Origin of the sequence: Citrobacter sp. H12-3-2 (genome assembly GCF_009649895.1) — a bacterium.
GTDB lineage: Bacteria > Pseudomonadota > Gammaproteobacteria > Enterobacterales > Enterobacteriaceae > Citrobacter > Citrobacter portucalensis.
On sequence record NZ_CP045837.1, the window covers coordinates 2,619,376 to 2,640,769 of the forward strand.

The 21,394-nt window shown below is 49.1% G+C and carries 21 protein-coding genes; 12 read left to right on the forward strand and 9 right to left on the reverse strand.

Features of this window, described 5'->3' with window-relative positions; translation table 11 throughout:
* Positions 1 to 15: 15 nt before the first annotated feature.
* Together mdtI and mdtJ are read right to left on the reverse strand one after the other, a co-directional pair.
* The gene (gene mdtI, locus GHC22_RS12510) at positions 16 to 345 is read right to left on the reverse strand and encodes a multidrug/spermidine efflux SMR transporter subunit MdtI (protein ID WP_008784713.1); all 330 of its coding nucleotides are present in this window, start codon (positions 343 to 345) and stop codon (positions 16 to 18) included.
* Positions 332 to 697 (reverse strand): multidrug/spermidine efflux SMR transporter subunit MdtJ, encoded by a 366-nt coding sequence (gene mdtJ, locus GHC22_RS12515; RefSeq protein ID WP_162623449.1) that lies wholly within the window; start codon positions 695 to 697, stop codon positions 332 to 334. The genes mdtI and mdtJ overlap by 14 nt, the downstream gene beginning before the upstream one ends.
* Before the next feature lie 416 nt (positions 698 to 1,113).
* On the opposite strand from mdtJ, the gene GHC22_RS12525 reads away from it, so the two are divergent.
* Positions 1,114 to 2,148: an AI-2E family transporter gene (locus tag GHC22_RS12525; protein WP_003832866.1), complete on the forward strand. Its 1,035-nt coding sequence runs from the start codon at positions 1,114 to 1,116 to the stop codon at positions 2,146 to 2,148.
* Positions 2,149 to 2,179: 31 nt separating this feature from the next.
* Here the strand turns inward: GHC22_RS12525 and GHC22_RS12530 are convergent, their stop codons facing one another.
* A complete protein-coding gene (locus GHC22_RS12530; RefSeq protein ID WP_153753130.1) occupies positions 2,180 to 3,376 on the reverse strand; it encodes a multidrug effflux MFS transporter in 1,197 nt (398 codons plus the stop codon).
* A gap of 262 nt (positions 3,377 to 3,638) precedes the next feature.
* Between GHC22_RS12530 and GHC22_RS12535 the strand changes: the two genes are divergently transcribed.
* Entirely contained in the window at positions 3,639 to 4,490 is an 852-nt protein-coding gene (locus GHC22_RS12535; protein ID WP_079934003.1) for an aldo/keto reductase, read from the forward strand.
* Between the two features lie 41 nt (positions 4,491 to 4,531).
* On the opposite strand, the gene pntB is transcribed toward GHC22_RS12535, so the two are convergent.
* Positions 4,532 to 5,920, reverse strand: coding sequence for a Re/Si-specific NAD(P)(+) transhydrogenase subunit beta (gene pntB, locus GHC22_RS12540; RefSeq protein WP_003832859.1), 1,389 nt, complete (start codon positions 5,918 to 5,920; stop codon positions 4,532 to 4,534).
* A gap of 10 nt (positions 5,921 to 5,930) precedes the next feature.
* Positions 5,931 to 7,460: a Re/Si-specific NAD(P)(+) transhydrogenase subunit alpha gene (gene pntA, locus GHC22_RS12545; protein ID WP_103285169.1), complete on the reverse strand. Its 1,530-nt coding sequence runs from the start codon at positions 7,458 to 7,460 to the stop codon at positions 5,931 to 5,933.
* 525 nt (positions 7,461 to 7,985) lie between these two features.
* Here pntA and ydgH point away from each other — a divergent pair.
* From ydgH to folM, 6 genes are all read left to right on the forward strand, one after another.
* A complete protein-coding gene (ydgH, locus tag GHC22_RS12550) occupies positions 7,986 to 8,930 on the forward strand; it encodes a DUF1471 family protein YdgH (protein ID WP_003832856.1) in 945 nt (314 codons plus the stop codon).
* 245 nt (positions 8,931 to 9,175) lie between these two features.
* Positions 9,176 to 10,558 carry an amino acid permease gene (locus tag GHC22_RS12555; protein ID WP_048214240.1) on the forward strand — a complete coding sequence of 461 codons (1,383 nt, stop codon included), beginning with the start codon at positions 9,176 to 9,178 and terminating at the stop codon, positions 10,556 to 10,558.
* Between the two features lie 654 nt (positions 10,559 to 11,212).
* Complete coding sequence (locus tag GHC22_RS12560) at positions 11,213 to 12,358, forward strand: hypothetical protein (RefSeq protein WP_153753132.1); 1,146 nt, start codon at positions 11,213 to 11,215, stop codon at positions 12,356 to 12,358.
* Positions 12,359 to 12,403: 45 nt separating this feature from the next.
* The gene (locus tag GHC22_RS12565; protein ID WP_079933999.1) at positions 12,404 to 12,931 is read left to right on the forward strand and encodes a hypothetical protein; all 528 of its coding nucleotides are present in this window, start codon (positions 12,404 to 12,406) and stop codon (positions 12,929 to 12,931) included.
* Positions 12,932 to 12,984: 53 nt separating this feature from the next.
* Entirely contained in the window at positions 12,985 to 13,464 is a 480-nt protein-coding gene (locus tag GHC22_RS12570) for a hypothetical protein (RefSeq protein WP_048235422.1), read from the forward strand.
* A 255-nt stretch (positions 13,465 to 13,719) separates the two neighbouring features.
* Positions 13,720 to 14,442: a dihydromonapterin reductase gene (gene folM, locus GHC22_RS12575; RefSeq protein ID WP_048214244.1), complete on the forward strand. Its 723-nt coding sequence runs from the start codon at positions 13,720 to 13,722 to the stop codon at positions 14,440 to 14,442.
* On the opposite strand, the gene GHC22_RS12580 is transcribed toward folM, so the two are convergent.
* A complete protein-coding gene (locus GHC22_RS12580) occupies positions 14,439 to 14,774 on the reverse strand; it encodes a GlpM family protein (RefSeq protein ID WP_008784705.1) in 336 nt (111 codons plus the stop codon). The two genes, folM and GHC22_RS12580, sit on opposite strands and share 4 nt — an antisense overlap.
* 117 nt (positions 14,775 to 14,891) lie before the next feature.
* Here GHC22_RS12580 and rstA point away from each other — a divergent pair, with 117 nt between their 5' ends.
* Positions 14,892 to 15,635, forward strand: a complete 744-nt coding sequence (rstA, locus tag GHC22_RS12585; protein ID WP_057095100.1) for a two-component system response regulator RstA — start codon at positions 14,892 to 14,894, stop codon at positions 15,633 to 15,635.
* A 66-nt stretch (positions 15,636 to 15,701) separates the two neighbouring features.
* On the opposite strand, the gene GHC22_RS12590 is transcribed toward rstA, so the two are convergent.
* Together GHC22_RS12590 and GHC22_RS12595 are read right to left on the reverse strand one after the other, a co-directional pair.
* Entirely contained in the window at positions 15,702 to 16,730 is a 1,029-nt protein-coding gene (locus tag GHC22_RS12590) for a HoxN/HupN/NixA family nickel/cobalt transporter (protein ID WP_153753133.1), read from the reverse strand.
* A 120-nt stretch (positions 16,731 to 16,850) separates the two neighbouring features.
* A complete protein-coding gene (locus GHC22_RS12595; RefSeq protein ID WP_153753135.1) occupies positions 16,851 to 17,693 on the reverse strand; it encodes an aminoglycoside phosphotransferase family protein in 843 nt (280 codons plus the stop codon).
* 189 nt (positions 17,694 to 17,882) lie between these two features.
* On the opposite strand from GHC22_RS12595, the gene GHC22_RS12600 reads away from it, so the two are divergent.
* Complete coding sequence (locus GHC22_RS12600) at positions 17,883 to 18,674, forward strand: MBL fold metallo-hydrolase (RefSeq protein WP_153753137.1); 792 nt, start codon at positions 17,883 to 17,885, stop codon at positions 18,672 to 18,674.
* A 26-nt stretch (positions 18,675 to 18,700) separates the two neighbouring features.
* Here the strand turns inward: GHC22_RS12600 and GHC22_RS12605 are convergent, their stop codons facing one another.
* Positions 18,701 to 19,045, reverse strand: a complete 345-nt coding sequence (locus GHC22_RS12605) for a DUF1294 domain-containing protein (RefSeq protein WP_032934568.1) — start codon at positions 19,043 to 19,045, stop codon at positions 18,701 to 18,703.
* A 234-nt stretch (positions 19,046 to 19,279) separates the two neighbouring features.
* Here GHC22_RS12605 and GHC22_RS24890 point away from each other — a divergent pair, with 234 nt between their 5' ends.
* Positions 19,280 to 19,798 carry a hypothetical protein gene (locus GHC22_RS24890; RefSeq protein ID WP_079933994.1) on the forward strand — a complete coding sequence of 173 codons (519 nt, stop codon included), beginning with the start codon at positions 19,280 to 19,282 and terminating at the stop codon, positions 19,796 to 19,798.
* 230 nt (positions 19,799 to 20,028) lie between these two features.
* Positions 20,029 to 21,330 (forward strand): two-component system sensor histidine kinase RstB, encoded by a 1,302-nt coding sequence (gene rstB / locus GHC22_RS12615; RefSeq protein ID WP_060682245.1) that lies wholly within the window; start codon positions 20,029 to 20,031, stop codon positions 21,328 to 21,330.
* Positions 21,331 to 21,394: the final 64 nt, after the last annotated feature.

Genomic DNA, 21,394 nt, shown 5'->3' on the forward strand with positions numbered 1-21,394 from the left:
CGGGCAGCACGGATATCAGGCAAGTTTAATCATCACCATTCCGGCCAGCAGCAGCGCCACGCCGATCCAGCCTTTATTATTCAGGCGCTGACCAAACAACACCCAACCAGCCGCTAACGTCGCGGCAATCCCAAACCCGCCCCACAAAGCGTAGGCAACAGAAAGGTCAATACCTTTTACCGCCTGCGACAGCGCGCTAAAGGCCGCTAACACGGCAGCCAGCGACAGCACGCCATAAACCTTGCGGCGAAATCCATCAGAAAATTTCAAAAAGACGTTAGCGACTATTTCCAGCACGATGGCCATGCCAAGCCAGGCACCATGAACCCACTCAAACTGCTGCATGGGTCACCTCTTTGCTCGTTTTGGCAGGTTTTCGAGTACCAGACTTGATCAGCACAATGCCTAATACCAGCGAGACCAGTCCAGCCACTTTCATCGTGGACAAGGTTTCGTCAAATAACAACACACTAAACAGCGTAATAAATAAAATACCGATACCTTCCCACAAGGCATAGGCCACACCAAGGGCAATTTTTTTAACAGCAAAACTAAGAAAAATATATGATAAGGCGATCATTACCAGCATTAAAATAAAGCCTGAATTACCATGGCCAACGCTTGCCCATTTCATTGACAGCGTACCAGTAATTTCAGCCGCGATGGCCAGACCTAATAATATCCAGTAAAACATGATGCTTCTCCTGCTTGAGAATATAGTCCTTTAGGCCTACTGCATGCAGTAAACCAAAAAATAAAATTAGTTAGCTCAGCGCACAGCGCCAGCTCAGGCAGAAGAAGGGACTAAAGCGCGTTGCGCCAGTGTTGCTCACCCGCAAGCAAGAAAGTGGAGGAGGTACGAAGAAGTGTAGGTAAACGCAAAAACATCCTGAACATATTGTCCATAATATTACAATTATCCGCAGTGTTGCTTCTCATCATCGCGGATGATAATTGTCCTCGGTAGTTAAACACAGATGATTTGTATCATAGCTTCAAGGCGAACTCAAAGTCTTTTCACTTCTTTACCTGCCCCGTTTGATTTTTGTTATAACGGCTCGACGCAAATCACATTATTATGCAGATTCAAAAATGAAAAATGCGGGAATACACATGGCGAAACCGATCATCACGCTTAACGGTCTAAAAATAGTCATTATGCTGGGCATGCTGGTTATCATCCTGAGCGGTATTCGCTTTGCCGCAGATATCATCGTCCCCTTTATTCTGGCGTTATTTATAGCCGTTGTGCTCAATCCCGTGGTGCAGCGGATGGTCAAGCTTCGCATACCGCGCGTAATTGCGGTGTCATTGCTTATCGTTATTATTGTAATGTTAATGGTGCTGCTGTTGGCGTATTTAGGTACATCCTTAAATGAACTTGCGCGAACGCTACCGCAATATCGCTCTTCACTGGTTATCCCACTGAAAAATCTTGAACCATGGTTACAACGCGCAGGGATCGGCGTTTCCGTGGACGAGCTCGTCAAATATATCGATCCGAACGCGGCAATGACGCTGGTGACCAATTTACTGGCGCAGCTTTCAAATGCTATGTCATCGATATTTTTACTGCTACTGACGGTAGTTTTTATGCTGCTGGAAGTACCGCAACTGCCCAACAAACTCAAACAAATGATGAGTCGCCCCATTGAAGGTATGGCGGCGATTCAACGCGCCATCGACAGCGTCTCCCACTATCTGGTGCTTAAAACGGCAATCAGCATTGTGACCGGGTTGGTCGCCTGGGGCATGCTTGCTGCATTGGATGTGCGCTTTGCCTTTGTCTGGGGGTTACTGGCCTTCGCCCTGAACTACATCCCTAATATCGGTTCTGTATTGGCGGCCATTCCCCCTATCGCTCAGGTGCTGGCATTCAGCGGTCTTTATGATGCGCTGGTGGTTCTGGCAGGCTATCTGGTCATCAACCTGGTATTCGGGAATATCCTCGAGCCGCGGATCATGGGCCGCGGGCTGGGGCTGTCCACGCTGGTAGTATTTCTGTCGTTAATCTTCTGGGGCTGGTTGCTCGGTCCCGTGGGGATGCTGCTTTCTGTGCCGCTGACCATCATCGTGAAAATCGCGCTTGAGCAAACCAACGGCGGTCAAAGTATTGCCGTACTGCTTAGCGATCTGAACAAAGAATGAGTTTTCGCCCCGCCATTACGGAGCATTTCCTTTATCGTTTCACGCGGAAAGCCAAAACGGCGCTTAACAGCGTAAATAGCGCTATTATCCACGCCATGGTCCAGGGCGTACCATCACTGAAGGCGGCCAGCAGCAACGATGAGATAATACCGCTGCCGTATTGCAACGCGCCAATCAGCGCCGAAGCTGAACCCGCAATGTTCGGTACCGCGTCCAACGCCGCGGCAGTCGACGTCGCGGCAATAATGCCATTCATCGAGAACAGCAGAAAAATGGAAACGATAATGGCAACAATTCCGTCTGACTCCAGCTTAACCAGCAGTGCAAGCGCCACTGCGGCCAGCGCCGCCAGCATCGTCGCATATTTCAGCAGTTGTTCCAGAGCATGTCGTTGAACCAGACGACGGTTAACCACGCTCATCGCCATAACACCGATAATGTTTAGCGCAAACAACCAGCCGTAATGCTGTGGATCAACATGGTAATAGCTAATATAAACAAACGGTGACCCGGTAATAAACGCGTACGCACCGACGTAATAAAACGTCAGGCTCAGGGTATAGCGCATAAAACGCCCATTCGTTAACAACGAGCGGTAATTACGAAATGCGCCAGCCAAAGAGGCTTTCACCCGTTTATCTTCCGGCAATGTTTCGGGCAGCCAGTTTAGGGAGATAAACATCAGCGCACCAATCACCACCAGCAGCCAAAAAATAGAGTGCCAGGTGCTCAGGCGAATAATTTGCCCGCCAATCAACGGTCCGGCGATTGGCGCAATCGCCATCACCAACACTAGGGTCGAGAGCATTTGCGCCGCACGAGTACGTGCAAAGAGATCGCGGATCATCGCTCGCGCCAGCATAGGCCCGGTACAGGCTCCAAGCGCCTGAAACACCCGCCAGAAAACAATTTGCGTGATACTTGTAGACAGCGCACACCCTGCGGAACCAATGATAAATAGCACCATGCCGATAAACAGCGGCTTACGCCGCCCCATATGATCGCTAATCGGCCCCCAAATCAACTGTGCGATAGTAAAACCAATTAAGAAACCAGTAATCGTCAGCTCAACATTGCCATGTAAATCCTCGGCCATCGTCGGCATTGCTGGAAGATAAATATCGGTAGAAAGCGATGTAAAGGCCATCAGGCCACTGAGGATCAGAATAAAAGTAAGACCGGTCTGGCTTGCGGTGGTTACCGGTGAGGCATGTTCACGTGTACGCATAGTGCCCTGTCATGTTCTAAAAAGTCAGGTCGCAGTATATAGACAACGTATTGCCGTGATTAGACGGTTAAAACCGCATGAGTTTATGAACTGAAATCATGAATGGTGAAATCATATGCGTCATATTTTGTGACTGAGTTCCAACAATTACCTTTCAGAAATGAATTCTACTCATAGGTCCATGCGAATTTCACAGGCTAATCGTATCAACACAGATTTGCTAATCTGCAGCCAATGCAACGATGATGCTCAGGAGAACCCAATGAATACAACAGTTCTGAATAACGGAGTTGAGATGCCCCTGCTCGGATTTGGCGTTTATCAAATGACTGATGCCAGCGAATGTGAGCAAGCCGTACGGGATGCCATCGATACAGGATATCGCCTGATTGATACCGCAGCCTCCTACCAGAATGAAACTCAGGTCGGCAATGCACTTAAGCAAAGCGGAGTCCCCCGCGAGGCGCTTTTTGTGACTACCAAACTGTGGTTACAGGATACCAACTATGCAGGCGCAAAGGCGCAATTCGCACGTTCTCTGCAACGGCTTCAACTGGATTATATTGACCTTTATTTGATTCATCAGCCCTATGGCGATGTGCACGGTGCCTGGCGCGCGATGGAAGAATTATATGAAGAAGGGAAAATCCGCGCGATTGGCGTGAGTAACTTTCATCCGGATCGTCTGGCGGATTTAATCGCTTTCAATCGCATTATTCCAGCCGTTAACCAGATTGAGGTGAATCCTTTTCATCAGCAACCGCATGCCGTAGCCTGGATGCAGAGCCGGAATATTCAACCGCAAGCCTGGGCGCCGTTCGCTGAAGGACGCAATGACCTGTTTCAGAACCCGGTCTTATCGGCTATTGGTGAAAAATATGGCAAAAGCGTTGGTCAAGTCGTGCTGCGTTGGATTTATCAACGTGGGATAATTTCGCTGGCGAAAACCGTGCGTAAAACGCGGATGGCCGAGAATATTCAGGTGCTGGACTTTGCCCTAACGGCGGAAGAGATGACGCAAATTGCCGCGATGGACAGCGGAACCAGCGCGTTCTTCTCGCATCGCGATCCTGCTCGTGTGGAATGGATCACCCAGCGTAAACTGGATGTATAAAAAAACGGCCTCCGCAGAGGCCGTCTTACTTTTACTGGCAATTACAGCGCTTTCAGGATCGCATCCACGCTGGCTTTGGCATCGCCAAACAGCATATGGGTGTTATCTTTAAAGAACAGCGGGTTCTGCACACCTGCATAGCCGGTGTTCATTGAACGTTTGAACACAATTACGTTCTGCGCTTTCCACACTTCCAGCACCGGCATGCCGGCGATCGGGCTGCGCGGGTCATCCTGCGCCGCCGGGTTTACCGTGTCGTTGGCACCAATGACCAGCACGGTATCGGTATCGGCGAAATCATCGTTGATCTCATCCATTTCCAGCACGATGTCATAAGGTACTTTGGCTTCCGCCAGCAGCACGTTCATATGACCAGGCAAGCGCCCTGCTACCGGGTGAATACCAAAACGCACTTTGATGCCGCGCGCGCGCAGTTTCTCAGTAATTTCCGCGACCGGATACTGTGCCTGAGCCACTGCCATGCCGTAGCCCGGGGTGATGATCACGGAGTGCGAGTTCTTCAGCATTTCTGCTGTGTCTTCCGCAGTAATCTCACGATGTTCGCCAACTTCTTCATCAGACCCGGTAGAAGAACCGTCAGAACCAAAGCCGCCCGCAATAACGCTGAAAAATGAACGGTTCATCGCCTTACACATAATGTAAGACAGGATCGCACCAGAAGAACCGACCAGCGCACCGGTAACGATCAGCAGATCGTTGCTCAGCATAAAGCCCGCCGCCGCTGCCGCCCATCCTGAATAGGAGTTAAGCATTGAAACAACAACCGGCATATCCGCACCGCCAATGGACGCCACCAGATGCCAGCCAAAAGCCAGTGCAATAATGGTCATCACCAGCAGCGCCAGAACCTGCAGGCCCACACTTTCGGTACGAACAAACACCACCAGCAGCAGGAAAGAAACAACCAGCGCCGCCAGGTTCATTTTGTGACGATTCGGCAGCATCAGCGGTTTAGAGGAGATCTTGCCGCGCAGTTTGCCAAAGGCCACCACAGAACCGGTAAAGGTCACCGCACCGATGAAGATACCCAGGAACACTTCCGTCAGGTGAATGTTCACCAGAATCGGCTCCAGGCCCGTATCGTGATACAGGTAGCTGTTGAAACCCACCAGTACCGCAGCCAGACCGACGAAGCTGTGCAGAATTGCCACCAGCTCCGGCATCTCGGTCATTTCGACTTTCTTCGCCAGACGAATACCAATCGCGCCGCCGATGATCATCGCTACCAGGATCCACGCAACGTTGCCGGTATCCGGACCAAAAATCGTGGCAATCAGCGCAATCGCCATCCCGGCGATGCCGTAGTTGTTACCCTGCTGAGAGGTTTCGTGTTTCGAAAGCCCCGCCAGACTAAAAATAAACAGGATCGCGGCAACAATGTATGCAGCTGTAACTAATCCTCCAGACATATGTTACCCCTTAGTTTTTCCGGAACATTTTCAGCATGCGCTGAGTCACGGTGAAGCCACCGAAAATATTAATGCTGGCAATAAGCACCGCGATAAAGCTCAGGAAACTCACCCAGCCACCCTGGCCAATTTGCAATAACGCCCCAACCACGATAATCCCCGAGATGGCGTTAGTCACAGACATCAGCGGAGTATGCAACGCATGTGACACATTCCAGACCACGTAGTAACCCACCACGCAGGAAAGCGCGAACACCGTAAAGTGACCAAGGAACTCTTTCGGCGCGACGTCGGCGAGCCAGCCAAACAAAATCACTACCAGCGCCATCAGCGCATATTTGCGCCACGGAGAGACAGGTTTTTTCTCTTCTTTCGGCGCAGGTGCGGCTTTTGGCGCTGCCTGCGGCTGAGCAGAAACCTGGATCGGCGGCGCAGGCCAGGTGATTTCACCATCACGAACCACCGTGACACCACGTACAACCACGTCGTCAAAATCGACAGTGATATTGCCGTCTTTCTCTTTGCACAACAGTTTGAGCAGGTTGACGAGGTTTGTGCCGTACAGCTGGGAAGATTGCGTTGGCAAACGGCCAGGCAGATCGGTATAGCCGATAACCTTCACCCCGTTCTCGGTGGTGTTCACCTGATTAGGCACGGTATATTCGCAGTTACCGCCGTTTTGCGCGGCAAGATCGACAATTACGCTGCCCGCTTTCATCGAATCGACCATTTCACGGGTGATCAGTTTCGGGGCCGGTTTGCCCGGAATCAGCGCTGTGGTAACGATAATGTCGACGTCTTTCGCCTGCGCAGCGAAGAGTTCCATTTCAGCTTTGATGAACGCTTCGGACATCACTTTGGCATAGCCATCGCCGCTGCCCGCTTCTTCTTTAAAGTCCAGTTCAAGGAACTCTGCGCCCATACTCTGCACTTGTTCCTTCACTTCCGGACGGGTATCAAAAGCGCGCACGATAGCGCCCAGGCTGTTTGCCGCACCGATCGCCGCAAGACCTGCCACACCCGCACCAATCACCATGACCTTGGCAGGTGGAACCTTGCCTGCGGCGGTGATCTGGCCGGTGAAGAAGCGACCGAATTCATGTGCAGCTTCAACAATAGCGCGATACCCGGCGATGTTCGCCATCGAGCTTAAGGCATCCAGCGACTGTGCGCGCGAAATACGCGGCACGGAGTCCATCGCCATGACCGTCACGTTGCGCTCTGCAAGTTTTTGCAGCAGCTCAGGGTTTTGCGCGGGCCAAAGAAAACTCACCAGCGTCGTGCCCGGATTGAGTAACGGAATTTCCGCCTCCTCCGGCGCATTGACCTTCAGGATGATCTCTGACTGCCAGACTGCATTTCCATCAACAATTTCTGCGCCTGCTTGTACAAACGCCTTATCGTCAAAACTCGCCAGTTGACCTGCACCGCTTTCAACCGCGACGCTGAAACCCAGTTTAAGCAGCTGCTCAACCGTCTTCGGCGTGGCTGCAACGCGGGTTTCATTGGTTAACCGTTCTCTTGGTATGCCAATTCGCATAATGTTCCCTTCCATCTGTAATTATGATGATGGTTTATCAATGTTCGCACGAGGCATGCGCGCACTCTCGAAAGAGGTCAGTGTTACCTCAATAAAATAAAACAGTAACAAACTCTGTATAACCTACTGAAAATGACGCCTGTGATCTAGCGCCAAAAAACAGTATTTATTATGAAATTCGCGAAATAGAGATGAATCGAACCTCAGACAGATAAAATGCCCTAAAAATAGCCCACAAAGGCTGATAATTCGCTCAAGCGAAGCGGCAAAACATGATTACCTACCTGCCAAAAACAATTAATTAACATTAAATTAACTTATGAAATTCAACTGCTTTATCAGTTTTGGTCACCAAACGCCGAAATTTTCGGCATATCACAAAATGTTATCGCTGTTGTTACCTAACGTGACACGATGAGTGAAAAATGACGCAGACACTGACACAATTTAAATGCAATAATCAGCGACGTTTCTAGTCAATAACAATACCAGTACCTGGTTTGCGCAAGGCGAAGGATTATTTTTATGAAGCTTAAGAACACTCTCCTGGCGTCCGCACTAATTTCTGCGACTGCTTTTTCTGTAAATGCAGCGACAGAATTGACGCCGGAGCAAGCGGCTGCCCTGAAACCCTATGACCGCATTGTGGTCACCGGTCGTTTTAATGCTATCGGTGATGCGGTTGCTGCCGTTTCGCGCCGTGCAGATAAAGACGGTGCAGCCTCCTTTTATGTTGTTGATACTTCAGATTTTGGCAGCGGCGGTAACTGGCGCGTTGTTGCCGACGTCTATAAAGCCGACGCTGAAAAAGCGGAAGCGTCAAAAAACCGTGTCATTAACGGCGTTATGGAATTGCCAAAAGATCAGGCCGTTCTGATAGAACCTTACGACACCGTTACAGTGCAAGGTTTCTACCGTAGCCAGCCTGAAGTAAACGATGCCATCACCAAAGCAGCGAAAGAGAAAGGTGCTTACTCCTTCTATATCGTGCGTCAGGTCGATGCCAACCAGGGCGGCAACCAGCGTATTACTGCATTCATCTATAAAGCTGATGCGAAAAAACGCATTGTACAAAGCCCTGATGCGATCCCAGCAGATTCAGATGCTGGTCGTGCCGCATTAGCAGCAGGTGGCGAAGCCGCGAAGAAAGTTGAGATCCCGGGCGTAGCAACTACCGCTTCTCCGAGTGCTGAAGTTGGCCGCTTCTTCGAAACGCAATCCACCAAAGGCGGACGTTACACTGTCACGCTGCCGGATGGAACCAAAGTTGAAGAGCTGAACAAAGCGACCGCCGCCATGATGGTACCGTTCGACAGCATCAAGTTCACCGGTAACTACGGCAACATGACGGAAGTCTCTTATCAGGTAGCAAAACGCGCAGCGAAGAAAGGCGCGAAGTACTATCACATTACCCGCCAGTGGTCAGAACGTGGTAACAACGTGACGATCAGCGCCGATCTGTATAAGTAATACCCAATGCCTTATCAGGTCTACAGTCCTTGTAGACCTGATAATTTCGCGCGGTTCTGTTTCCAGATAAAACAAAAACAGCAGTATTAAGACAACTTTTCACACTATTAGTCACAAATCTCTCTATCCCCATTGCATGCGTTCTCTTCTCTCCGTAAAATCCCGCGCCTTAGTGGCTTTCACCATTTTTATGCGGTTTGCCAAAATAATTATTCTCTCACTCTCGTTTTTGTAACTGGATACAAATGGAAAAGAAATTGGGTCTGAGCGCACTGACCGCGCTGGTTTTAAGCTCAATGCTCGGCGCTGGCGTTTTCAGCCTGCCACAAAATATGGCGGCAGTAGCCAGCCCGGCTGCATTACTGATTGGTTGGGCGATTACCGGTGCGGGTATTCTTTTGCTCGCCTTTGCCATGCTGATCCTGACGCGTATCCGTCCTGAACTGGACGGCGGTATCTTCACCTATGCACGTGAAGGTTTCGGCGAGTTGATTGGCTTCTGCTCTGCGTGGGGATACTGGCTGTGCGCTGTTATCGCTAACGTTTCGTATCTGGTCATCGTCTTCTCTGCGCTCAGTTTCTTTACCGACACACCGGAATTACGTCTGTTCGGCGACGGTAATACCTGGCAGTCGATTGTCGGCGCATCGGTACTGTTATGGATAGTCCATTTTCTGGTGTTGCGGGGAGTACAAACCGCGGCCAGCATTAACCTGGTCGCTACTCTGGCAAAACTATTGCCGCTAGGCCTCTTTATCGTGCTGGCATTCATGCTGTTTAAGCTCGACACCTTTACTCTCGATTTTACCGGCGTCGCGTTGGGCGTGCCTGTCTGGGAGCAGGTCAAAAACACCATGCTCATCACCCTGTGGGTTTTCATTGGTGTGGAAGGCGCGGTGGTGGTATCTGCCCGCGCCAGAAATAAACGCGATGTTGGTCGCGCCACGCTGTTAGCTGTACTCGCCGCACTGGGCGTTTACCTGTTAGTCACCCTGCTATCCCTCGGCGTTGTCGCGCGGCCAGAACTGGCAGAGATCCGCAATCCATCAATGGCCGGTCTGATGGTTAAAATGATGGGGCCATGGGGCGAAATTATTATTGCCGCGGGTCTGATTGTTTCCGTGTGCGGTGCCTATTTAAGCTGGACGATTATGGCGGCGGAAGTGCCGTTCCTCGCCTCCACGCACAAAGCGTTTCCGCGTATTTTTGCGCGACAGAATGCACAGGGTGCGCCATCGGCATCGCTGTGGCTAACCAACATCTGTGTACAAATCTGCCTTGTGCTAATCTGGCTCACAGGCTCCGACTACAATACGTTACTGACAATCGCTTCAGAGATGATTCTGGTGCCCTATTTGCTGGTCGGCGCATTTCTGTTAAAAATTGCCACCCGTCCGATTCATAAGGCTGTCGGTATCGGCGCGAGTATTTATGGCATCTGGTTATTGTATGCGTCAGGTCCGATGCATCTGTTGCTGTCTGTGGTGTTATATGCGCCAGGGCTGTTGGTTTTCCTTTATGCCCGTAAAACGCACACGCATGAAAACGTATTAAAACGCCAGGAGATGGCGCTGATCGGCCTGCTGCTTGTTGCTGCTGTGCCAGCTACCTGGATGCTGATAGGCTAACGTTATACCCATCGCTGGCTTCGGAAAATATCAGACTATGAATATCCTGATAAAGGATTATCGGGATATCATGGTTAACGCTGATTAATCGAAAATAATCGCTCTCGCTCTCCCTTCATGCTTGCCCCCCACACTATTTGTTGCTGCGTGTGAAGCGCTTATCACGGCTCTCCAGATGATGACTCATCACGAGGTGTGATCCCCCTATTGAGTTCGAGTTATTCTTTCTACACTTCACAATCGCAAACTGCTTTACGGCGCAACAGTCAGTCACGATCACCTGCTTTATCTTCTTATGAATCACAACATAACATACAGAAACACATCATAACCTTCTCAATTCTTTGTTCACTTTTCATATTGATAAAAGATAAAAAAAGAAACACTTAACGAACACATACACATCATAATATATGGATAAATAAAAGAACAATTAATCATCACACAATTAACTATTTGTGCTTTATCTTGTGTTTGATTTATCATGCAGTTGTGTTGATATTTGTGTTTGATAATAATGCAACCCGTGCGCTGGTCCCACCAGCTACACTCCCCTCGTCAATTATGTCGGAAATAAAAAAGGTTTATTAATAGCTGTTACTGCATCGATTAATTATGTAGTCGGCAGTATTTAGTCATTGAAGGACAAACAAAATGATAAATAAAGAATTAATGATGACACCCCCTATTAATCCTAAATGGAGTATTAAAATGTTTAAGAAATCAGTGGTTGCAGTATTAATAGTTCTTCCAATGTCTGCTTTTGCTCATGGTCACGGTGGCCATGGAGGTATGGGCGGTCACAATTTTGGTGGCCATGGCCATGGTGGTAACATTGGTCATGCTTTTAGTGGTCATTCGTTTGGTGGTCACTTTGCGGAGCGCATGAATGCAGGTGGTGGTTTCACAGGATTCTCTAAAGGCTCCATCAATATGAGCGATCACCCCATTGCAGATAACACGACACGTTCCATCAGTGTGAAAGATGGTGTCGTTACTAAAAACATTGCCTACAACGGTGTTAATGAACAATATTCTGCGACAACCACAATCAGTCAAAAAACAGGTGTGGTTCGTACCTCAACAGTTACTCGTGATGGTGTGACCAAAACAGCATCAACTGTTGTGTCGCCTGAAATGCGTTCCCACACCGTTGACGTGACGAACGGTGATGTAACGCATTTCTCCGACCATAGCTATGTTGAAGGCGTTGGCGGCCTGTCGATTCACGGCACTAAAGAAGGTGATGAAGCTATTGGTACAGTCACTGCATACAACGATGTATCCAACGCAGTGAAAACTACCCACGCGCTCAAAAACGCTGACCTGACTCGTGTAGCATCAACAGTGATTGCACCAACCATGCGTACTCATAATGTTATGGTGAAAGAAGGTGATCTCACAATCACTCACCTTCGTGGTTATGTTGGAAATGAGACTGTTGGGTATGGTTTCTCTAAGGGCTTAGCTAAAGAAGATGGTTATGCAATCGAAACTTCAGTCAATTCACTTGGCATAGCAACTGTTGGGGCATATGGCCCTAGTCACTATGCAGAGAAGGCAGAAAATCTGAAAACGGGTGAAGTGAAAACAATCACCGATATCACTCCGCCACAACCACAACCAACTCCAGTTGTCGTACACGTTGTACCCGTAACTCCTCTGACTCCTGCGACGCCTGTGAATCCTCCTGTCGTGGTTCACGTTGTTCCAGCATCAACGATTACCCCAGCCACACCAGCGACTACCGTGTATAACGATAAACTCGGTGATAGTGTCATCTTGTATTGGAATATCTAAACTAAATGAGGCTGGAGCAATCCAGCCTTTTTAGAGGAAATAATTATGTCAGTTTTAACAGCAGCAGATTTTCTAAAACTTATTGATCTTGAACCATTCAAGAAGCCAAACAATGAAGCAGGTGTCTCTGTTCAGCGTGGTATTGAATTAGAAAAGCTACGCCTTGCTGTAAAAGAAGGTCATGTAAATCTCCGTTTTTTCCTCAAATGGTTAAATGCATCTGCTGGTTGCCGTTTACAAGAACGATGGTTAAACAAGTTTTTCGCCGATGATCTCGGAGAAATTCCCGCACGATTTCAGCAGTCCCCCAGTAAGAGCACAGAAGAAAAGCTAAAGGAAGAAGTTGCCCGTCTCACAGCGGAACTGAGAGCGTCACAACAACAAAATCAGGTTATTGCTTCTATCGCTTCTGAGGACAATCAGAAAGCCATTTTTGCGGGTATCGTCGAACGTATCGAAGAAGAATCACAAGCTGAACTAAAAGCCTTTGCAGAGAAGGCAGCAACACGGGCAAAACAGAAAGCAATAGAGATGATGATGGCTATCTTTCCTAATTGGAAGCCATCAGATTGAACACAAGAGGCTGTGTGTATTATCATGCTTCCTTAATCATTTAAGGGTAGACAATGAAGAACGTAAATCTGATCTTACTCGGAGACAGCACACAGCCACAAGAACGCCGAATGAAAGAAGCGTTAAAGATAAGCAAGGACGTAAAACCTGCCGCTGTGTTAGATGCTGTGAAAGAGGCGTATGAAGGCACAGGCAAGAAACCTAAGCTGAACTATGCACAACTATCACGATGGAGAAAAGGTTTAACCTTCTATCGTTCACCACCGCCAGAAGACGCTGTAGATCAGTATTCAGATTTATTTTCCCCACTCTACCAACTCTTAGAGAATCCGGTGATTGTTGCTTCTATCGACATATCAGAATTTGAACAGAGATTGAAGATTCAGATTAAAGAACGAGAACAAAGATTGATTGAAGCAAGAAGGCTTGAAGCCGCTCGTATTATGCAAGAAGCAGAAGAAAGAGATCACAGAAAGTTCACAGAAGAATTCAATAAAATAATGGATAAACTGAGAGAGCTTAGGAAAACATAGCTACAATGGGGAGCCTGTTTTCTGGTTCCCTTTTTTAATGACTAATCATTCTATTACGTTAATCCCCCTCTCTCTATTACTCCTTCGACTATAGCCCGACTAAAATGTGCTCGCCGCTAAATCAGGATGCTGTAACAAACCCCAACAACTTTATTTCTGTGTGCTACTGTGTACACATGAGTTTGTACTGATCACTACACCACTTACACCCTTTCTCTTGTAAGATGCTGTTTTTAACGGAGCCTGAGTATAACAATGGGTAAAAAACCTCCTTTGCCAATTCTTATCACCGGAGGTGGTCGTCGTATCGGCCTCGCCGTCGCATGGCACTTTCTGAACCAAAAACAGCCAGTTATCGTCAGCTACCGAACTCACTATCCTGCCATTGACGGCCTGCGAGAAGCGGGCGCGATTTGTATCCCGGCTGACTTTTCCACGGATGAAGGCGTACTGGCCTTTGCTGATGAGGTCAAAGCGCAGACGGATGGCTTGCGCGCCATTGTGCATAATGCCAGCGCCTGGGTCGCCGAAAAACCCGGCACACCGCTTAGCGAAGTACTGTCACGTATGATGCAGATCCACGTCAATACGCCCTACCTGCTCAACCACGCGCTGGAAGGATTGCTACGCGGTCATGGGCACGCAGCCAGCGACATCATTCATTTTACGGATTATGTTGTGGAGCGTGGCAGCGACAAACACATTGCTTATGCTGCCAGCAAAGCGGCGCTGGATAATATGACCCGCTCGTTCGCGCGCAAACTGGCACCGGAAGTGAAAGTGAACGCGATTGCCCCCTCACTTATCCTGTTTAACGAGGGCGACGATGCAGAGTATCGCCAGCAGGCACTAAACAAATCACTGATGAAAACCGCGCCTGGTGAAAAAGAGGTCATTGATTTAATTGACTACCTACTAACTAGTTGTTTTGTCACCGGGCGTAGTTTTGCCCTTGATGGCGGGCGTCATCTGCGTTAGTGCAGTTTGATCCAACAAAAGATCAGCAACCACGCGCTCAGGCTCCAGCACACTACAGCACCGCCGAGCGCGATGGGTAAGCGCATAAACCCGGTGAAATACCACAGTGAAACAAGGTAGACAAAATAGGGAATAATCGACCACATACTGAATACAATGGTTGTACGTAACGCCTCGATCCCACGCTCACTGGCCACGATGTAGTGGGCAATCAACGCAAACGTCGGGAACAGTGGAATTAATCCAGCAATATAGTAATTCTTTGTTTTCGCCAGCAAACCTATCAACACCACCACCAGCGCACCGAGCGCCGCTTTTATAACGAGTCCCATCACTCTGCCTTAACACATCAATAACATCAGCCTCTAGCATAACGGAAGCGTTCTTGTTTAGAAAAGATTAATGGAAGGAAAAACCGGGGCGGTGTATGTTGGCGTTTTATATTCAAAATGAATGATATGAACACCATCGTATTTGTTGAAGATGATCCCGAAGTTGGCTCACTGATTGCAGCCTATCTGGCCCGGCATGATATTGAGGTTATCCTTGAACCTCGTGGTGATTTGGCCGAGGAGAAAATCCTGCACGTTCAACCCGATCTGGTGTTATTAGATATCATGCTGCCGGGCAAAGACGGGATGACTATCTGCCGCGATTTACGCGGACGCTGGCAAGGCCCGATTGTTCTGCTCACCTCGCTGGACAGCGACATGAACCATATCCTGGCGCTGGAAATGGGCGCCTGTGACTACATCCTGAAGACAACGCCGCCAGCTGTGCTGCTGGCTCGCCTGCGCCTGCACCTGCGCCAGAATGAACACTCCGCACAGTCTAAAGGCATTCAAGCGGCAACCATCACACCGCACACAACGCTGCGCTTTGGCACACTCACTATCGATCCCACCAACCGCTCCGTGCTGCTCGGCGGCGAGCAAATCTCTCTTTCCACCGCTGATTTTGAATTACTGTGGGAGTTGGCAACCCATGCCGGGCAGATTATGGACCGTGATGCGTTGCTAAAAAACCTGCGTGGCGTAAGTTATGACGGCATGGATCGCAGCGTCGATGTCGCGATTTCCCGCTTACGCAAAAAACTGCTCGATAACGCGACTGAACCCTATCGAATCAAAACGGTACGCAACAAAGGTTATCTGTTCGCACCGCACGCCTGGGACGACGAGCCTCATAAGTAATCCAACCGGGCCGGTCACTTTGATCGGCCCTCTTAATTACCTGGCGTTACACTGTCACATTGATAGCTAACTAAACGTCAGTCCGTCGTATTTTTTCCAACGGTAGTTTACGGCGGAGATAATCCAACAGCCGATAAAGACGCCAATAATCGCAAAACCGACATTCCCCATATGGTCACTCAAATTGCTGACGGTATCCCACAAACCACCCTGAAGCGAAAACGCGTCAGAGAGAAGTCCCAGCGCCTCCAGCCCGCCAATAAATAGCGCAACAATCACGGAAGTCCCGGTAATGGTCATATTGTAATAGAGCTTACGTTGCGGCTTATTGAACGCCCATCCGTAGGCCTCAACCATCAGAATACTGTCGAGACAATCAATTAACGCCATACCACAGGTAAACAGCGCCGGGAAAACGAGAATTGACCAAATCGACATGCCGCTGGACGCGCTTGAAGCAGAAATTCCCAGCAGAGAAATTTCAGTGGCGGTATCAAAACCCAGACCAAACAGAAAGCCGACAAAATACATATGCCAGTCTTTACCTACCAGCCGAAACGCTGAGCGGAAAAGCCAGTTCAGAGGGCCTGAAACTGTAATGTCTTCCGTAGTGCCATCGTAAGTACCGGTGCGTTTAAGATGGCGGAATGCCTTCCAGACCTGGCAGAAAATAATGAGATTGATGGTAGCCAGAATCAGCAAAAATACGGCAGAAACCGTAGTTCCTATCAGACCACCGACATTCTGAAACCATGCCATATGTTGCTTAAACACGCTGGTAGTTAGCGCAATGCCAATGCTGGCTAGCACCACAATGGTAGAGTGTCCCAGAGAAAACCAGGCCCCCGTTGTCAGGGCACGTTTTTTCTGCTGCATAAGTTTACGCGTCGCGCTGTCTATCGCGGCGATATGATCGGCATCAACGGCATGGCGCAAACCATAGCACCACGCAATCAGACTCAGTGCCAGTAAGGAAGTATTGTTGCTAAACGCGGTGAAAGCCCACAGCCACGCTACGATGTTTGCCCCGATGAGTAAGACCATCAAAAAAAGAATATTCGGGCGTTTTTTTAATAATGAAAACAATGCGTTCATTGTTTCCGGCCTGTCAAATTTTCGCTCAACAACACACCACACCGCCGTTCATTGATTGATTAATACAACGTTTACCAGGCTAATGATAACTCTTAAGAATTACTAACCCAGTGTCGTAGATCAAAATTGATTACCACCTGAAGCAAGTTCTGCCATCGCTAGCTCCGCAATACGCAGAGGTACCGTTGCGCTGTCACCCTCTTGCAGAAACCAGACGGACGACAACCCACACCAGGCAACAATCCACATCAGTAAACGCTGCCGTTCAATTCTGGCGATTTCAGACACAATGTTGACTCGTTGCGTGAATATTTCCGGCTCAATGGCGACAGGTCTGGTAGGTTCGGCAAGATCGGGGTTAGTAAAGATATTGGCGTAATCAAAGCCACGCTCGCCCACCAGCCCTTTGGGATCGATAGCCAGCCATCCTCTCGTTCCGAAATCAAGAATATTGCCGTGGTGTAGATCGCCATGTAATACGACTTCATCATGGGGTGAAGATAGCAGTACGTTTGCCACCGCAGCACAACGCGTCAGGATACCGCCATGCTTTTTCGCGGCTGGAGCCAGATCGCGAAACCAATGGTGCAGAGGTGTTAACGCAGGCGTAGACGCATTTCGGGAGAGATGGAGTCTACTGGCAGCATGGCAAATAATGCGACAGGCCTGCGCATCGTTGCCAGTCCAGGACATGTCCGCTAAAGACTCTGTCCCTGTCGCACGTTCCAGCAGAATCGCCCCTGCTGCATGAGCAAGTACTTTCGCTGCGCCATTTCCGTTCCACCAGACCATGAGTTCACAGCCGATCCGTTCACTGTCATCATCGGTGATCTTTAGTATGGCTTTCTGCCCGTCCTTGACCACCACCACAGGCAAAAGCTGCGATGTGTGCGTTTCAAACGGTTCACCATCTGGAGTGAGCCCCCAACGGTTGAGCCAGGTGTTGAACAGACGATTTTCCAAACAATATCCTCATTTTTCTCTGGAAGATGGTAATCAAAAGGATCCGTGTTGGCATTATTCCTGTTTTCTTTTGGTTGAGCCACAACCACCACTTCCATCATCACTGACTTATCGGGTAGAGCACTAACAGGCACATCCTTGTGTATCTGTGTGCCATGCTGACTGTGTTCGGTATATGAGGAGGACACGATGATCACGTTATGCAAAACCTGTGGAACATCCTATGAGATAACTGGCGCCCATCCGGAACATTGCGATATCTGCCTGGATGAACGTCAATATGTCCCCACAAGCGGGCAGAAATGGATCGATTTTGACACCCTGTGTGCATCGCATACAAATAAGTGGAAGCAACACGACAGTACCCTCCTCAGCATCCGCACCGTTCCTGATTTTGCAATTGATCAGCGCGCGTTTCTTGTGCGTACCCCAGAAGGAAATATTCTGTGGGACTGCATTGCCACGCTCGACGATGCCACAAAAACGCTAATAACGTCCCTTGGCGGCCTTAAGGCTATCGCGATTTCGCATCCTCATTACTACACCACCATGCAGGACTGGGCTGCGGAATTTAGCGCGCCGATTTACCTTCATGCGAGCGACAGAAAGTGGGTAATGCGTGACAGCCCGTGGATTAGATTCTGGGATGGCGACACCATTGAGTTAACCCGTGACGTCACGATGATACGTCTCGGCGGGCACTTTGCTGGCGGCTGCGTCCTGCACTGGGCGCGTGACGAAGGCGTGGTGCTTTCTGGCGACATCGTTCAAGTTACACCAGGTGCCCATGCAGTCTCATTTATGTGGAGCTACCCCAATATGCTACCGTTGCCAGCCGCCACCGTCAGCGACATCATCCAACGCCTGAGAACAGTGAAATTTAAGCAACTTTACGGCGCATTTGAAGGTAAAGATATTACGCAAAATGCCGATGAAATTGTGCGCCGTTCAGGTGAAAAATATATTTCCTGCCTCAAATAAACCGGCAGTTTATTCACCAACCATGCTCAGGAAGGTAAAAATGGATAGAACTTATAAATCACGCCCATCACAGAAATACTGACTATCACACTGATAATAAAGTAGGTTTTGAAAGGCTGCTTTTGTGTTTTATGGCGAAAGATTTGTTGACCCGCTATCGCGCCGCCCCACCCGCCCACAACGCCAAACACCAGCAATGTGGATTCCGGCACTCTGCGCCAGTCCTTGCGTGCCGCCATTTTGTCCACGCCGTATAACAGCAGCGTCAAAACGTTGGCGAGTAGAAACCATATAACAAGAGGATAAGCGGTGAAAATGCAGCCGACCGCTGCGAAAATGAGTAGCGAATAACAACAGCGATTGAGATTCATATTTTCAGTCACAGCACTTTTCAGGAAGTATCGGCACGCATTATACGCAAGGTCAGTCATCCCTGCCACGGGTGAGAATATCCCTTTTATTATTATGCCTATATCCCCAAAGATAGCGCAAATTCTCTGGTCTGCGGCGTACCTAACAATTCAAACAAGAGAGCCGTTTTCATTATTCAAAACAAATGGTAATTTATTAAACCCAAATGGAGAAATTGTTCTGGAGTCACAAGGATGAGAAAATACTCATATCCATATTTGTTTTTTGTTACCGTCTCATCTCTCGGCGCAATATTTCTCTTTTACTGGTGGAAGGTAACGATTTACAGAGCGACATTTCTCTACCCGCTCACATCCAAATACCTCATGCTTATTTCTCTGGCAGTGTCATTGTTAATTACCTTATTTCTGGTAGGTAATGGGATAATGAAAAAAAGTCCCTTCCAAACCTATCTGAAATTATTTGGTGGCATCAGCATTGCCATGGTGCTGTTTTCAGTGATCATGGTTATGGCGATAACCTGGTTCATTCCGGGTGTCCCCTCGTCCTATACCGCCACATACGTCTATGCTACAGGAAGTTCTAAAAGCTGTTCGGGGGCTGATGTTGACGATCCGGATCTCGGGACTAACATCAGAATTTGCTATCCCGAAGGTAACTACGAATATAACAACACCATCTACGTTGAGAAACGAAGTAACCTTTTAGGTGCGGTCGTGACATACGCCAGAACAACCCCACCCCGATTTTGATTAACTTACAGCGTAGAAAGCAATGCGTGATCCAGCGAAAGGTCATTCCGCGCCCGTAGGAGCCATAAGAATGCAGAAAAGAGATATACAGTGTACTCTGCGTGGACAAGCACGCCGGATGGTGATCGGAGAACCTTTCTGAACCCACGCATCGGCGGATACCGCTGTGCTCACTTTTCCCCTGTGGGACACGTGCACTCGCTAACTCATTGAGCGTTCGGTGATTTTTTATGAAGAAACTGTTTGTGCAGTTTTACCTCCTGCTGTTTGTCTGCTTTTTGGTGATGACCCTGTTGGTCGGTCTGGTATACAAATTCACCGCAGAACGCGCAGGCAGACAGTCGCTCGACGATTTGATGAAAAGCTCGTTGTACCTGATGCGCAGTGAACTACGCGAAATCCCGCCACGCGACTGGGGTAAGACGCTGAAGGAGATGGATTTAAACCTCTCATTTGACCTGCGCGTTGAACCGCTGAATAAGTACACACTGGATGCCCCAACCATGCAGCGTTTGCGCGAAGGCGATATTGTGGCACTTGACGATCAATACACCTTCATTCAACGCATTCCTCGCAGCCATTATGTGCTGGCCGTCGGTCCGGTTCCCTACCTCTATTTTCTCCATCAAATGCGCTTGCTGGACATCGCGCTGATGGCGTTTATTGCTATCTCACTGGCCTTCCCGGTACTGATCTGGATGCGCCCGCACTGGCAGGAAATGCTCAGACTCGAATCCGCCGCACAACGTTTTGGTGAAGGACATCTGAGTGAACGCCTTCATTTTGACAGCGGTTCCAGCTTTGAGCGCCTGGGCGTAGCGTTTAACCAAATGGCCGACAATATCAATGCGCTGATCGCCAGTAAAAAACAGCTCATCGATGGTATTGCCCATGAGCTTCGTACCCCGCTGGTACGTTTACGTTACCGGCTGGAAATGAGTGATAACCTCACCGAGCAGGAATCTCAGGCGCTGAATCGTGATATCGGCCAACTGGAAGCGTTGATAGAAGAGTTACTGACCTACGCCCGCCTGGATCGCCCGCAAAATGAACTGAAACTCAGCGTACCGGACCTGCCTGCTTGGTTAACCACCCATCTGGAGGATGTGCAAAGCGTAAATCCTGACCGTGCGGTGCAATTACGTCATCTCGAAACTGGCGACTACGGCGCGTTGGATATGCGTCTGATGGAGCGGGTCCTGGATAATTTGCTGAATAATGCCCTACGCTATTGCCAGTCAACGGTGCAAGCCAGTCTGCTGCTGAACGGCAATCAAGCCACGCTGGTAGTGGAAGACGACGGCCCCGGTATTGCACCAGACGCTCGCGAACAGGTTTTTGAACCGTTTGTACGCCTTGACCCCAGCCGTGACCGAGCGACCGGGGGTTGTGGGCTTGGGTTAGCCATCGTCCACTCAATAGCGTTGGCTATGGGAGGGACGGTCGTCTGTGATGAAAGTGAACTTGGCGGCGCCCGGTTTACTTTCCGTTGGCCCGTCTGGCATAACATTCCTGAAATTTCGGCTGCCTGACCTATTCTGCTCGGTGGCCAGGCGGTGAATGTTGTACTATAAAAAAGTATGTTGTAACTAAAAT